The 15,449-nt window shown below is 42.2% G+C and carries 10 protein-coding genes; 1 reads left to right on the top strand and 9 read right to left on the bottom strand.

All coding sequences use genetic code 11. The annotated features are described in order from the left end of the window. Positions 1–79 precede the first annotated feature (79 nt). The 6 genes from hisA to DXB77_RS12105 all read right to left on the bottom strand — a co-directional run bounded on the left by hisA (position 80) and on the right by DXB77_RS12105 (position 8,663). Complete coding sequence (gene hisA, locus DXB77_RS12130) at positions 80–856, bottom strand: phosphoribosylformimino-5-aminoimidazole carboxamide ribotide isomerase (RefSeq protein ID WP_117808564.1); 777 nt, start codon at positions 854–856, stop codon at positions 80–82. A 202-nt stretch (positions 857–1,058) separates the two neighbouring features. After that, positions 1,059–1,781, bottom strand: a complete 723-nt coding sequence (locus DXB77_RS12125; RefSeq protein WP_117808563.1) for a ComF family protein — start codon at positions 1,779–1,781, stop codon at positions 1,059–1,061. An 81-nt stretch (positions 1,782–1,862) separates the two neighbouring features. After that, positions 1,863–4,112, bottom strand: a complete 2,250-nt coding sequence (locus tag DXB77_RS12120; RefSeq protein WP_117784690.1) for an ATP-dependent RecD-like DNA helicase — start codon at positions 4,110–4,112, stop codon at positions 1,863–1,865. Between the two features lie 15 nt (positions 4,113–4,127). Then, complete coding sequence (gene mreB / locus DXB77_RS12115; protein WP_021944010.1) at positions 4,128–5,120, bottom strand: rod shape-determining protein MreB; 993 nt, start codon at positions 5,118–5,120, stop codon at positions 4,128–4,130. A gap of 24 nt (positions 5,121–5,144) precedes the next feature. Next, positions 5,145–7,634 carry a PAS domain-containing protein gene (locus DXB77_RS12110; RefSeq protein ID WP_118663454.1) on the bottom strand — a complete coding sequence of 830 codons (2,490 nt, stop codon included), beginning with the start codon at positions 7,632–7,634 and terminating at the stop codon, positions 5,145–5,147. Between the two features lie 99 nt (positions 7,635–7,733). Next, a complete protein-coding gene (locus tag DXB77_RS12105) occupies positions 7,734–8,663 on the bottom strand; it encodes a hypothetical protein (protein WP_021944012.1) in 930 nt (309 codons plus the stop codon). A gap of 267 nt (positions 8,664–8,930) precedes the next feature. On the opposite strand from DXB77_RS12105, the gene DXB77_RS12100 reads away from it, so the two are divergent. Further along, positions 8,931–9,626: a hypothetical protein gene (locus tag DXB77_RS12100; RefSeq protein WP_117808561.1), complete on the top strand. Its 696-nt coding sequence runs from the start codon at positions 8,931–8,933 to the stop codon at positions 9,624–9,626. A 338-nt stretch (positions 9,627–9,964) separates the two neighbouring features. Here the strand turns inward: DXB77_RS12100 and DXB77_RS12095 are convergent, their stop codons facing one another. The 3 genes from DXB77_RS12095 to metG all read right to left on the bottom strand — a co-directional run bounded on the left by DXB77_RS12095 (position 9,965) and on the right by metG (position 15,293). Further along, positions 9,965–11,029 (bottom strand): DUF6382 domain-containing protein, encoded by a 1,065-nt coding sequence (locus DXB77_RS12095; protein WP_173784002.1) that lies wholly within the window; start codon positions 11,027–11,029, stop codon positions 9,965–9,967. A 43-nt stretch (positions 11,030–11,072) separates the two neighbouring features. After that, complete coding sequence (glmS, locus tag DXB77_RS12090) at positions 11,073–12,890, bottom strand: glutamine--fructose-6-phosphate transaminase (isomerizing) (protein ID WP_118663452.1); 1,818 nt, start codon at positions 12,888–12,890, stop codon at positions 11,073–11,075. Positions 12,891–13,256: 366 nt separating this feature from the next. Further along, the gene (metG, locus tag DXB77_RS12085; RefSeq protein ID WP_117808559.1) at positions 13,257–15,293 is read right to left on the bottom strand and encodes a methionine--tRNA ligase; all 2,037 of its coding nucleotides are present in this window, start codon (positions 15,291–15,293) and stop codon (positions 13,257–13,259) included. Positions 15,294–15,449 lie beyond the last annotated feature (156 nt).

The raw sequence follows: 15,449 nt of genomic DNA, 5'->3' as shown, positions 1-15,449 counted from the left end.
AACTGTACATATATTTATAACACGTCGCCTCCCGGCTCCATATGTCTTTCACTTTTATACCATAACAATTAGCCAGCTCTTACTGCTCCGGATACCGCACGACATCCTGATACCGCATATGTCCGCCAAAGATATCAAGTGCGCTTCCGATTGTAAAATCAACCCGGTTTCTGCCAAGCAGCTTCAGTTTATCCAGATCCTCAAAGGACGCGATCCCGCCTGCATAGGTCACAGGGATCCTGCCCCAGTTTCCAAGCAGCTCGGCAATATGTGTCTCGATTCCGGACGCCTTACCTTCCACATCCACCGCATGGATCAAATATTCATCGCAGTAACCGGCAAGCATATCCAGTGTTCCTTCCGTCATTTTTACCTTTGTGAACTTCTGCCAGCGATCTGTCACGATATAATAACCATCCTCGCATCGTCTGCAGCTCAGATCCAGTACCAGATGATTCTTGCCAACTGCCCGTCGGATGGCTTCCAGATTGTCATAGTTGATCTCTCCATTTTTAAATACATACGATGTAACAATCACATGGGATGCCCCCATGTCAAGAAACCGTCCGGCATTTTCCGCATTGATACCGCCACCGATCTGCAAGCCTCCCGGATATTCCGTAAGTGCCAGCTCTGCCTGATAGCAATCCTCCTCATAATACTCGCTTCCCGCCGGATTCAACAGGATAATATGTCCACCCTGTATACCCGCATCCTTATACATCCGGGCAAATGCTGCGCCATCGTACTCAGATACAAAATTCTCTTTTGCAGCATTTCCTTCATCCTGAAGGCTGCTGCCAACGATCTGTTTCACTTTTCCATTATGTATATCGATGCATGGACGAAATTTCATATTTTCTCCCAGGCAATATGCCTTTTTTCATTTTTATATCGTTACAATGTCTGCAAATACAAAGTGTCCACAGACATTGTTTATTCTAACACAGAACCTTCTATAATCCAAGTGTCATATAAAAACCTGCGGCAGTTGTCCATTTCATGCGAGCTCAGATCATGACTCATAACTTACACAAATAGAAAAGGCCGATGCAAGCTCATCGACCTTCTCCTATACATATCACTCCGACATAGACCTGTTCCACGCCAGCCTCCTGTAATGCTTCCGTACATGCCTGCACTGTCGCACCTGTCGTATAAATATCATCTATTAATAAGACCGTCTTCCATTCCGCCGGAAGTGCCCGGACCTCTAATGCCTGTTTTATATTATTTGCACGTTCAAGCGGTGATAATTCCTTCTGTGGTGTCGTATCCGACACACGGAGCAGATGTCCGTTATCTACCGGAATATCCAGTCTCCGTCCTACCACATCTGCCAACAGCTCCGCCTGATTATATCCCCGTTTCCGTAATTTACTTCTGTGAACCGGTACGGGCAAAATGATCTGCAGCCGTTCTGCAAGTCCCGCTTTCCGGATCCGTTCTGCAACAAGACTTCCATAATATTCCACATATTCCCGTTTATTGTGATATTTGATCGCGAGCACACTGGATGCGACCGGTTCCACATACCGGAAGACCGGATATGCCCGTTCAAAGCTCCGGGTATGCGTCCTGCAGTCTGCACAGTATTCCAACTCCTCGTCATCCAGACTTTTTCCACATTTCATACATGTGGGTTCTGTCACATATGGCAGCAACTCATGTTTTCCGCAGATTCCTTTTGCACCATACGGCATAACCTCATCACAGATTGGGCATCGTCTTGGAAATACCAGATCTATCATTGCCCGGTTCCATTTGTTCTGTATCTGCATATATAGCCCCCTTTATTGCTTTTCCTGTTATATCATGTGCTTCGCACATTCAATGCATTCGGAAATTATCCCTCTCCTGATTTATGCCAGTTCTACCAGTCGTTCTGCAAATGTCGTATACCGCTTCTGTTCGTCGATATTATCAATCATCGTCTTAACCAGACCTATATTGCCTACGATCACAACACCCTTTCTTGCCCTTGTAACTGCCGTATAGAGCAGATTCCTGTTCAGCAGCTTTGCCGGACCTGTAAGAAGCGGAATCACCACGACCGGATACTCACTTCCCTGTGATTTGTGTATTGTGATAGCATATGCATGTTCCAGTTCATCAAGCTGGGAGTAAAGGTAATCTACCAGTCTTCCATCATCATATTCGACAACAATCTTCTGATCAAACTCATCAATCTCTTTTACAAAACCGACATCCCCATTGAATACACCTACCCCCTCTTCCTTCACGAAGCGTCCTTTTGCATCCATGATCTTCCATTCCAGCTTGTAATTGTTCTTGATCTGCATGACCTTGTCACCCTTACGGAATACAACGTCATTTTTCTCTTTCTCCGGTATGCTTCTGTTCGGTGGGTTCAGGATCTCCTGCAGCCGTTTATTCAGATTCTCAACACCCAGCTCATACTTCCGCATCGGAGTAAGCACCTGAATGTTCATCGGATCGACCTGGAAGAACCCAGGCAGACTGTCTAAGATCAGATGTTTCAATTCTGCGATAATATCCTGTGATCCCTGTCTTGGTATGTAGAAGAAATCCCGGCTTTTATTATTGATCGCAAGCTGTTTTCCCGCATTGATCAGATGGGCGTTCGTGATAATGTCACTGTTCTCGCCCTGTCGGAATATCTTATCCAACACTGTTACGGAAAATACTTCCGAACGAATGATGTCCTTTAATACATTTCCCGGTCCAACAGATGGAAGCTGGTTGGAATCCCCTACCAGCACCAGTCTGGTTCCCGGCATGATCGCCTGCAGTAAACTGTAAAACAGGCTGCTGTCTACCATCGACATCTCATCTATGATAATTACATCCGCTTCTAACGGATTGTTTGAATTTCTTGCAAATGTATAGGTGGAACTGTTTCCTTCTTCATCAATCCCGCCACCGGACAGTTCCAGAAGCCGGTGGATCGTCTGTGCCGTATATCCGGTTGCCTCGGTGATCCTCTTTGCAGCGCGTCCGGTCGGTGCTGCAAGCAACAGTTCCAGATTCAATTTCTCAAACATCTTGATCATGGCATTGATCGTTGTTGTTTTACCCGTACCCGGTCCACCTGTGATCACTGCCACGCCGTTATTGACTGCATTCTTGATCGCAAGTTTCTGTTTTTCTTCCAGTGTAATCTTCTCTACTTCCTCGATCTGTGCAAGCATCTTATCCAGTGGACGATCCTCTGATGTAAAATCCAGATCGATATCTGACAATATTCTTGCTGAATTCAGCTCAATATAATAATTTGCCGCAGCATAGACCGCAATTACAGCTCCGTCAAGCTCCTTTACGATCGCCTTGCCTGCCATCTGAAGCTCTATAATCTGGCTTCCGATCTCATTTTCCAGTTCTTCATTATATGGCACATTGTCATCCACCAGAAGTGAATACGTCTTTGCCACCAGCATCTGCTTCGGAAGATACATATGCCCAAGCTGGCTCGCATTTAACAATGTATATAACAATGCTGCCCTGATACGAAAATCCGAATCACTGCTGATTCCCATTCGTTCAGCGATCTCATCCGCCGTCTTAAAACCGACACCACTGATATCCTCAGCGATCTTATATGGATTTGACCGGATGATTTTATACATCTCCTGACCGTATTCATTGAAGATCTTCACTGCCAGATTGATCGATATTCCATATCCGGTCAGAAAAATGATCGCATCCTGCATCTCTTTCTTTTCATTATAAGAGACTGCGATCTCTCTTGCTTTCCGCTCCGAGATACCCTTGACCTCTGCCAGTCGTTCCGGCTCTTCTTCAATGATACGCAGAGAATCCATCTTGAATTTCTTTACGATACGTTTTGCAAGTGCCTCACCGACACCTTTAATGATACCAGAACCCAGATATCGTTCTACACTTACCATATCGTCCGGCATCTTGATTTCATAGGATGTAAATTTGAATTGGAGATCATACTGGGGATGATTGACATATTCCCCTTCTGCAGATATGTAGATTCCTTCACTGATACCGTGAAGGGTTCCGACAAAAATGTCTTCGCCGTCTTCACCTTCTACAGTGAAAACGGCGTAGCCATTGTCGTCATTTTTATAGATAACTTTTTCAACATAACCTTCTTTTATCACAACAAGTCTCCTGCGTTACTCTGTCTTACTGTTGAGTAATTCGATATATTTTCCTGTTCCGATAGCAACTGCACGAAGTGGATCTTCTGCAGTCATGGTTGTAATTCCTGTCTTTTCTTCCAGAAGCTCTTCCAGTCCGTGGAGCAATGCTCCACCACCGGTCAATACGATACCTCTGTCTGCAATGTCTGCTGCCAGCTCAGGAGGTGTCCGTTCCAGAACGGAATGAACGGCTTCACAGATCTGGGATGCAGGCTCACGCAACGCTTCTTCTGTCTCATCTGATGTTACTGTTACTGTCTTTGGAAGTCCGGTTACCAGATTCCTGCCACGGATATCCAGTGTGATGTTCTCCGGTCTTCTGAAACAGGTTCCGATCTTGATCTTAATCTCCTCTGCGGTCCTCTCACCGATCAGAAGATTGTGCTTCTTTCTCATAAAACGCACGATTGCTTCATCAAAATCATCTCCGGCAACCTTAATGGAAGCACTTACAACCGGGCCGCCAAGGGAAATAACGGCAATATCTGAAGTTCCGCCACCGATATCGACGATCATATTACCACATGGTCTGTAGATATCAATTCCTGCGCCGATTGCTGCTGCCACCGGTTCTTCTATAATCGATACATCTCTTGCACCTGCTGCATAAGTTGCATCTTCTACTGCTTTCTTCTCCACCTCCGTTACCTGCGAAGGCACACATACACTGATACGTGGACGTCTTCCAAAGTAACTTCTTCCCACTGCTTTCTGGACAAAATACTTTAACATCTTTTCTGTTATTGTATAGTCTGATATAACGCCCTGACGAAGTGGGCGGATCGCTACGATATTTCCCGGTGTTCTTCCAAGCATCAGTCTGGCTTCTTCACCGATCGCTACTATTTTATTTGTATCTCTGTCATAGGCAACTACGGACGGCTCTTTTAATACAACGCCCTTGCCTTTTACATATACCAATATACTGGCGGTACCTAAATCTATACCGATATCTGAACTTGCCATGATTGGTCCCCTTTCTGGTTACTGTTAATCCTGTACATCCCTTAATATTACAAGAGATGCCTTTCTTCCGTCAAGCCATTTCATGCTGACTTCGGATAAATCCATGATCTTATCGAACTGTCTGATATAACTTCTCCAGCTCACTTCTTTCCGTTCGGTCAGAAATGGCTTCTGGACCGTTGACACACCTTTAAATGTATCATTCAGATCACGGATCAGTGTCTTACTATCTTTTCCTGTAAAATCATATCCAAGCATATCGTTTAACGGCTGATTGGAGAACAATACCTCTCCGGTCTCTTCATCACGGATAAAGATGCCGATCTTGATATGGTTATAAGTATCTACCAGAAGCTTATTTACCATTCGAATGTTGCCATCACCCTCTATTCTGGCAAGGATACCCTGAATGACGTTTCGAATATCCTTCGAAAATTCAATATCATCCTCTGACCATATCTTATCTGTATGATTGTTCGCCATAACAATACAACCGCTGATGATATTATTGATCTCTATGCTGAGTGCGACAAAACTCGTTACACCGATCTGCTCCATATTGCTCTGGAAGTTCTTAAAGTTATGGTTCTTATCTGCTACAATGCAGTCGTAAGAACGTTCCTTGCTGTGTGCAAAGAATTTCTTGCCCCGCTGCCATTCTTCCACATATTCTTCTGCAGACATGCTCTTTTCTCTTGACCAGATATGACTGCACATATACTCTTGATCTTCGTTCAGGGAATAGATCGCCATAACATCGATTCCCAGATAATCACTGGTTCTTTCCAAAATATTGCTGATCGTCTTATTATCATCACTGTCCATGGAACTGAGTGCTTCTGTCAGAATCTTCTGTCTCTGGATCTTCTCTTCTAACAACATCTCAACAGATTTGCTCCGTTCTGCTTCTTTGGACAGGACCTTGTCATTATATGCATATTCTGAGAAGATATTGCACATATTCCACTGGATCTTATAGACCTTCTTCATCTTTGTAACATCTGCTGTATCATATCCGCACAGGATCCAGGTTGCAATGTGTTTCTCTCCAATCTTAATCGGGGCTCCGCAGATAATACTTCCATCTATACCGTCATCCATCTCCATAATGACCGGAACATTGTTCTGAAGGATCACCTCATTTAACTTCACAATGATGCTCTTATACTGAGGTTTTTCAAAAAGATCATAAAAGCTTCCCATATGCAGAGACGGTCCTGCCGGTTCTACAAGCTGATCTCCCGCCGGAGATACAACCGTTGAATATAGCCCGCTTAAGCTTGCAAATGCTTTTACAATACTGTTCCATTTGTCTTTATCGATACTCTCGCTCGTATATTCATTCTCATCTACAGTCGTGTTCATAATGTAAGAAAGCTTGTCTTCATACTCTTTCTTAGCCTCCTCTACACTGTTCTGCAGCTTCTTGTTTTCTGTAATATCTGTTATAAAGAACTCAATCGTATAAGAAGAATCCCCTGCCTGTGTGATACTGTTCTGGGAACGAACCCATCTGACATTTCCATAATCATCTACGATACGATACTCGTCCTCATAATCGGATCCACCACTCTTTAACACATTCTTCGCATTCTGAATAACTCTTGCGCGATCCTGTGGATGAATATAGTCTTCTGTCAGTTTATTTCCCGCCATAAGTGCATCCACATTCATTCCAAGTAATCTGGCATTCGGTGTAATGTATTTCAATGTACTATGTCCTCTGCTAATGGATTTTACCATCACAAGACTCTTGATCTTGTTCATAACAGATAATATATATTCACCTTTTTCCCCATCATAGGAATGCTTTTTTTCTTTTACAAATAATAATTCAATGCCATCAGCACATCCATCCGGCGACTTTACGATGTGACAGTTCAGCATCATAGTAGTGATTGCACTCTCTGCCGATACAAAACGTACCTTCATCTCAAAATCCGTATGTCCTGTATTCTCCGCCTTATAGAGATTCCCGATCAGAATATCATAGTCATTCTTAACTATAATATCGCGAATCCCTACTGCTCCACTGTAAAAGTCACCTTCTTTATATCCGAATTCCGTTATATTCTTTGTTACATAACGAGTCTGCCATCTGCTGTCCGGCTTGTAGAGATACAGTGCCAGAATGCCCGCATGGTTAATGATACGTTCCAGACTCATACTTCCGATTGCTACATCAGAACGCAGTTCAAACAGTACCATATATGCCTTTTTCCCGTTATATTCAAACTGATTGACAAATCCACTTACAACCAGTCTTTTTTTCTTATTTATATTCAGAAGAAGCCGATGCCAGATAATCGTTTTCTTCTCATTTAAAATTGGCCAAAACTCATCACTGGACATAAACTTATCCGGCTCCATCGTGATCGAATCAATCTGGTTGCCGACCAGTTTTACTGCCGCATTATTGATACTTAAAACTTCTCCATCCTCGCAGAATACAACTGCGGGATATTCAATATGGCTCAGAAAATCTGAATAATTGCTGATTTTGCCTATCTCCAAATGTATCCCTCTTTTCTCTTATGTAACCCCATAGACACATAAAACTTTTCCATGTCAGCCATAGAAAAGTTTCATGTATGTTAAATATCGCTGTTAATATTATTCCTCTGTTTTGTCGTCTTCCGTTCCGGCAGCTTCTTTATCATCCTCGGATGACACCATTGAAGTTGCTTCACTCTTCAGACCTGTAAATGCCTTATCTGCAATATCCTTTGTTACACAACATGCATCTACAACACCATCTAAGGCAGCCAGAAGTTCTCCCATATATTTGCTGACTGCATCACATTCCTTCTTTACATTCTTTCTGAGAACGTATGCTTCGCTGGTCGCTTTGTTTGTAATAGCTTCTGCTTCCTTCTGTGCATTTTCCTTCTGGGTTCTGCACTCATAATCTGTCTTTGCACTTAAAGCTTCTGCAGCTTCATGTGCTTTATTTCTTGTACGCTCGCTGTCGTTGTAAGCCTGTTCCTTCAGACTTGCGCAAGTTGCTTCCGTCTCATCATACATCTGCTTACACTTTGCATTTGTCTCTGTCTCAAGTGCATTGCAACGATCGGTTGTATCCTTCTCCATTGCTTCACACTTTGCAGTCATCTCTGCATGCTGTGCCTCACACTCTTTATTCGTCTGGGCGATCAGCGCATCTGCGCTCTCTCTTGCCTCTAAGAGTGTTCTTGAAATGGATTCATATCTTCCTGCGGATTCGAATTCCTTCTGCTTATAAGCGTTTACCTGCTCCTTCAGAGATTCAATCTCGCTTTCATATTCTGCATTCTTTGCTTTTAAGCCATCAATTGTCTTATTTGACTCTGTCAGATTTACTTCTCTCATAGTCTTAAGGCTTAATACGGCTTCGCTGAGCTTGTTTACATTTGCCTTTAACTCATTGACTTCCTTTTCATGATCAGCCTTTAACTCTTCAATATAATAATCAACTGAATTCTTATCATATCCACCAAATGTTACTGTCTTAAATGATGCTTCTGTCTTTACTTCTTCCTCATCAAAATTATTGTCTTTTGCCACGATGATCCCTCCAAAATAATCTATTATTTAAGCATCTTCCTGTCGTCAGGGCGATCATTGCGCCTGCCATCGTCGTCTATTTCTGTGTGTTATACTTATGCATTCCAGTACAGATGCTCATTTTCTGTAAGCACTAATTGAAATGATTATAACACACCCTTATAGTTTTGCACAATTATTTTTTCTTAATTTAGTTACAAAGCACATATTTTGTGCTATATTGGACAAGGAAATCAAACCGAACTGTTAGGAGGAATTTTTATTACTATGAAACACACAAGAAAATGCCTGACCACTGCATTTATGATCCTGATCTGTCTTTTTGCTTTTACCGGCTGTGGTCAGAAAAAAGTTACCGCATACCAATCGTATGTAAAAAATCTTCTCGATGTTAATTATAAAGGTGATTACACCAATTATGTGAAACAGAATAAAGGAAATGAAACCGATGCACTTGCACTGTATCAGGACTGCCTTTCCAATCTCGCAAACCAATTGATCACACATTATAATCTGAATACCAACCAGTCTGTTGAAGTAAACCAGACTTTTACCACTGTTGCTGCCGCTATTTACAATGATGCACGATATGAAGTATCGGAAAGCTATAAAGAAAACGGGGACTACTATGTGGATGTAACCATATATCCACTGGCAATCCTTGACCAGTCCTACGATGAAATTATTGCTTATATTGAAGCCTTTAATAAAGACGTAGACGACGGTGTCTATAATGACGTTAAGAAAGAGGAATATGATAAAAAGTTTGCAAACGGTATTGCATCGATCCTTTCTTCTCATACCGAAAAACCACAGTACAAGGATCCTGTAGTCATCAAGGCACTTATCAACGATGACGGTGAATACTACAGCATCTCATCCGACAGTCTGAAGGAGATCGACCAGGCAATGATCGCCACTGAGACCGCTGACGCTACGGAAGCCGACACTTCCAAGGAATAAACGGGCGAAAGACAACAGCACCAATTTTTCATCTAAAAAAAGAACAATACCCTTTCACTACGCAGAACACTCTCGTTCTATTTCTCACGTAGCGGTACTAAACTCCCACCTAACGGTGGTTCGTTAAGGACCGACGTTCGTAACTGAGACCTTAGCGAGGCTCGCCGAGGTTAGTTCGAAGTTATACAGAGTAAAAAGGTCTGCTACATGAAAGATATTGTTCTTTTTTCTATCTATACATACTACACGCTGTTGTCTTTCTGCCTATTGATAAAATACTTACAGAATAGTTATATGAAAAGGCTTCGTCTGTCAGAAACAGGACGAAGCCTTTTGGTTTATTTCTCGCGGAATGTGAATTCCTCGTTTGCAAGTTTAAATTTGCTGCCATCGATCAGCATCATGTCTGTACCGCTGTTGATGATCTTGCCACCAAGATAGGTGTGGTTGGTTGATTTGTTATCACGCAGATAATAAACACCATTGACGTTGATGATATATGCATGACGACGGCTGACAGAATTGTTGTCTGTTACCTGATAATCAACACCCTGTGCAGACTTACCGATACAGAAGATCGGTTTGTCGATCTTAATCCGCTCACCGGTTCTGGTTCTTACGATAACAGGACCCGGTTTGCTCTTGGATGCATTCGTCAAAACAGTCGTTGATGTAATGTCTGAATCATCATCAAATCCGATATCATTACCGGAATAATCCTTAACTTCCTTTGCCAGTTTAAAACTTGGAATTGATACAACGGTTGTCTGTAATGGAACTTCCGTATCTTCTATTGCCTCTGCTTTCTGCGGTCTGACAATGAAATGCTGCTCATCCTCCGGATGAACATTGTTGTCGTTCTTCATATCTGTGATCATCTTGTAGAACTCTGACAGATAGAAAGATGGATTATGATCAAAGAATTTGATCAGTTCATATCCACAGTCTGAAGCTTTCTTATTCGCAAAGTCAAGCTTGTTTACCAGATCTCTGACAAACTTCTCCATATTGCATTTTTCCATCGGTTTATCGATTGGAAGGAACACAAGCTGAACACTCATATCTTCCAGATTCAGATACATATATCCAATATTCAGGATAACCTTACCGAGTGGCATATCATTCGCCTTCAGGTACATCAACTGGTCAGCTATGCTGAACATAATATCCACCAGTTCGTCCCTGTGAATCTTCTTTGTAATAAACTGATTCATCGTAATCATGGCCGGAATCGAATATGTAAGCGCTCTCTGTCCGTCAATATACTCTTCATGGCAAAAGCTGTTGTTTCCTACAAATGATGTATTGTACAGCTCGACTTCATTATGAAGGATCTGGACATCATCTTCAATCTTAAAATATAATTTGTACTCATCGCACAAATATGTCTTCTCTGTGCTCATAATAACACCCTCCGCAATTATTCTCCAGCCACTCAAGTCCCATTTACTCTACAGTAACAGACTTGGCAAGATTACGCGGTTTATCTACATCCAGCCCTTTTGCATCTGATGTATAATATGCGATCAACTGCAAAATAACAGCCGCTGCAAATACAGTAAATAAACTATCCTGCTTAGGTATTCTTATATGCTTATCACATATCTGGGTGTCAGTAACTTCGTCACCCATACTAATTAGAATAACATATGCTCCCCTGGCTTTTACTTCCCTTATATTTGAAACCATCTTCTCGTATACAGCCGGCTGTGTCGCTAACGCGATAACCGGTACATTCTCTGTGATCAGAGCGATCGTACCATGTTTTAATTCACCTGCTGCGTAAGCCTCCGCATGAACATAGGATATCTCCTTCAACTTCAGAGCCCCCTCCAGTGAAAGAGTATAATCCATGCCCCTTCCGATAAAGAATGCATCCGGAGCCATCTTTATATAATTAGCAACAGTCTTGACTTCATCTGCCTGAAGCAGGGTTTCTTCTATTACCGGAATTGTTCCCAACAGTTTGCTGATAAATTCCTTTGCCTGCTCTTCTGAATAAATTTCTTTTACAAGTCCAAGCCTGCAGCCGATTAAATACATTGCCGCCATCTGAACCGAATATGCCTTTGTACTTGCAACTGCAATCTCCGGTCCGGCATGTGTATATAACACATAATCACTTTCTCTTGCGATCGTAGACCCTTTTACATTTACGATCGAAATAACCTTGGAACCACATCTTTTTGCCAGACGCATTGCTTCCAATGTGTCAATTGTCTCTCCCGACTGGGAAGTTACGATAACCAATGTCTTCTCATTGATCAGTGGTTCTTTATAACGGAATTCTGATGCGATCTCCACATTTACCGGTATACGAAGCTCTGATTCGATCATTGCTTTTCCTACGATTCCGGCATGCATAGCAGTTCCGCATGCAATGACTGTGATATTTTCACAATTTTTAAATACTTCATCATCAATCCCGTCTTCTGTAAAATCAGGGAGTGAATTCACAATTCTTGGTGTGATCGTATTTCTCAGGGATTCCGGCTGCTCATAAATCTCTTTTAACATGAAATGTGGAAATCCACCTTTCTGAGCGGCTGTAATATCCCATGTAATCTCTAACATCTGTGGTTTTACTTCATTGCCTTTCAGATCCTCAACCCGGATTCCTTCCTGTGTCATTGTAAGGATATGATATTCCGGCACAACAAAATAATCTTTTGAGAATGAAATGATCGCTGTCAGGTCTGACGCAATGATAGATCCTTCTTCGCTGTGTGCTGCTACCATCGGGCTGACATTTCTTACTGCATATATGATTCCAGGTCTGTCTGCAAACATAATGCAAAGCGCAAATGAACCCGCAATTATCTTAACCGCCTTCCGAATCGCTGCGATCGGATCACCATCATACAAAGTATCCAGCAGGGCTGCCACAACTTCAGAATCTGTTTCTGATACAAGCTTATCTGCCAGTCCATACTCTCTTATGATGTCACTGTAATTCTCAATGATACCATTGTGGATAAGAGCAACATTTCCACATCTGTGCGGATGCGCATTCGCATCTGTAACTCCACCATGTGTTGCCCATCTTGTATGTCCGATACCGCAAGTCGATGAATAATCTCCATCCTTACACAGTTCCCTGAGTTCGCTGACTCTTCCTGCCTTCTTCCGGATCGTTAATGTATCATCGTCATTTAAAAGTGCAATACCCGCACTGTCATAGCCTCTGTACTCTAACCGTTCCAGTCCATCGATCAGGATATCCTTCGCCGGCTTTCTGCCTGTAAAACCTATGATTCCACACATATATTCAATTATCTCCTTTCGGCTTATGATGCATATTTCTTTTTCTGTTCGTATATCTGTCTTTATCGTCCGCCAGATATTTTACTGCATCATCAAATTATCCGGTCATGCTGCTTTGTTTTGGAATCTCTTCCATATTTGGCATGCATGTGCGCATCCGGACTCTGCGTAGAGGCATCCGCCGAATTTTCGATAACCTCTATCCTCGTCACCCTTTTCGTCGTTGATCCAAAGGGACATGGCGCTAAGATTTCTAAATCTTTCAAAATCTGCTTTCCTCCATACTATAAGCAGACATTAAAATTTTATCATAGACCACCCAATAAATCAACGACTTCATATCTGTAGGGCTGCGTTTTCTATTAATTAGCTGATGAATGAACCACCTGGCAGATTCTTCTCGGTTGTAAGAAGGGACAGATTGCCCTCTGCATCCTCTGCACACAGCAGCATACCTTCTGATACAACTCCTGCAAGCTTGCATGGCTTCAGGTTTACGATCGCAACAACGCGCTTTCCAACCATTTCTTCCGGTGAATAGGAGCCTTTAATTCCCGATACGATCTGTTTCACATTGTTCTCACCGAATTTAACCTGAGAACATAAAAGTTTTCTGGAATTCTGTACTTCCTCACATGCAATGATCTCGCCGATCATCAACTGCATCTTCTCAAATTCTTCGATCGTGATCTGCTGTTTATTCAGAACAGACGGATCATTGTTAAGTGCAGCGACCTTAGCTTCTGCCTGTTTCATTTTCTTCTTTTCTTCGGAATTCTCTTTTTCTTCCTTCTGCTTCTTTGCTTTCTCGTAGATAGTTTCTTCTACCGGAGGTGCAAACTTGGCAACTTCTGCCATAACTTCCTTTACGTCCAGTCTTGCGAACAGGATCTCAGGAGTTTCTGTTACCTTGTTTCCGGATGGATAAAGTCCGAATCTTCCAAGCTCTGTTACCTTTCTCTTTGCAGCATTTAACTGGTTCAGGATCTTAACAGAGGTATCCGGCATATATGGCTCCAGAAGGGACGCACCGATCACGATGCTCTCAACCAGATTATATAATACGGTATTCAGACGATCCTGCTTTGTTTCATCTTTTGCAAGTGCCCAAGGCATGGTCTCGTCGATATATTTGTTGCATCTCTTGAATAAGGTGAAGATCTCTGAGATTGCATCTGCAACCTTTAACTTATCCATGCATTCTGCGACCTTGATACGGCAGTTTAATACGACATTCTTCAGATCTTCATCTACTTCTTCTATTACTCCGGTATTCGTAACTACGCCGCCAAAGTATTTGTTTGACATAGAGATCGTACGATTTACCAGATTTCCAAGTGTGTTTGCAAGCTCGGAATTGATTCTTTCTACAACCAGCTCCCATGAAATGATTCCGTCATTCTCAAACGGCATCTCATGCAGAACGAAGAAACGGACTGCATCCACACCAAACAGGCGGACCATATCATCTGCATACATTACATTTCCCTTGGACTTACTCATCTTACCGTCATTCTGGATCAGCCATGGATGTCCGAAGATCTGCTTTGGAAGCGGTACTCCAAGCGCCATCAGCATGATCGGCCAGTAGATCGTATGGAATCTTAAGATATCTTTTCCGATCAGATGTAAGTCAGCAGGCCAGTATTTTTTATATAATTCATCGTTATTACCGTCTACATCGTATCCAAGACCTGTAATATAGTTTGATAATGCATCGATCCATACATAGATAACATGCTTGTCATCAAAATCAACCGGGATACCCCATTTAAAGGATGTTCTGGATACGCACAGATCCTGAAGTCCCGGCTTGATGAAGTTATTGATCATCTCGTTCTTTCTGGACTCCGGCTGAATAAAATCAGGATTCTGCTCAATGTGCTTCATCAGTCTGTCCTGATATTTGCTGAGTTTGAAGAAATATGCTTCCTCTTTTGCTTCCTGTACCGGTCTTCCGCAGTCCGGACATTTGCCGTCTACAAGCTGTGAATCTGTAAAGAAGGATTCACATGGAGTACAATATTTCCCTACATATTCTCCCTTATATATGTCACCCTGATCGTACAGCTTCTTAAAAATCTTCTGAACCTGTCTCTCATGGTCTGCATCTGTTGTTCTGATAAATTTGTCGTAAGATGTGTTCATCAGATCCCAGATATTCTTAATCTCGCCTGAAATCTCGTCAACGAATTCCTTTGGAGTCTGCATGTTCTCAAAAGCCTTATTCTCGATCTTCTGACCATGTTCATCGGTTCCGGTCTGGAATCTTACATCATATCCTGCGAATCTCTTGTACCTTGCAATGCTGTCAGCCAACACAATCTCGTAGGTGTTGCCTATATGAGGTTTACCTGATGCATATGCAATGGCGGTTGTAATATAATACGGTTTTTTTGCCATTTCAAAAACCCTCCTTGATAAAACTACAAACACAAATGAAATGTCTGCGCTATTTTTTCTGGCAATCTTATGTGCTCAGATAACAAAAATTATATGCCTTTTTTGTGCAAATTGTCAACAGATTCCATTTGTTTTTATACAGTTTTTGCAACCTTC

It is taken from the genome of Clostridium sp. OM05-9 (assembly GCF_003481465.1).
GTDB classification, from domain to species: domain Bacteria; phylum Bacillota; class Clostridia; order Lachnospirales; family Lachnospiraceae; genus Coprococcus; species Coprococcus ammoniilyticus.
This window is presented reverse-complemented; position numbering and strand designations above follow the sequence as displayed.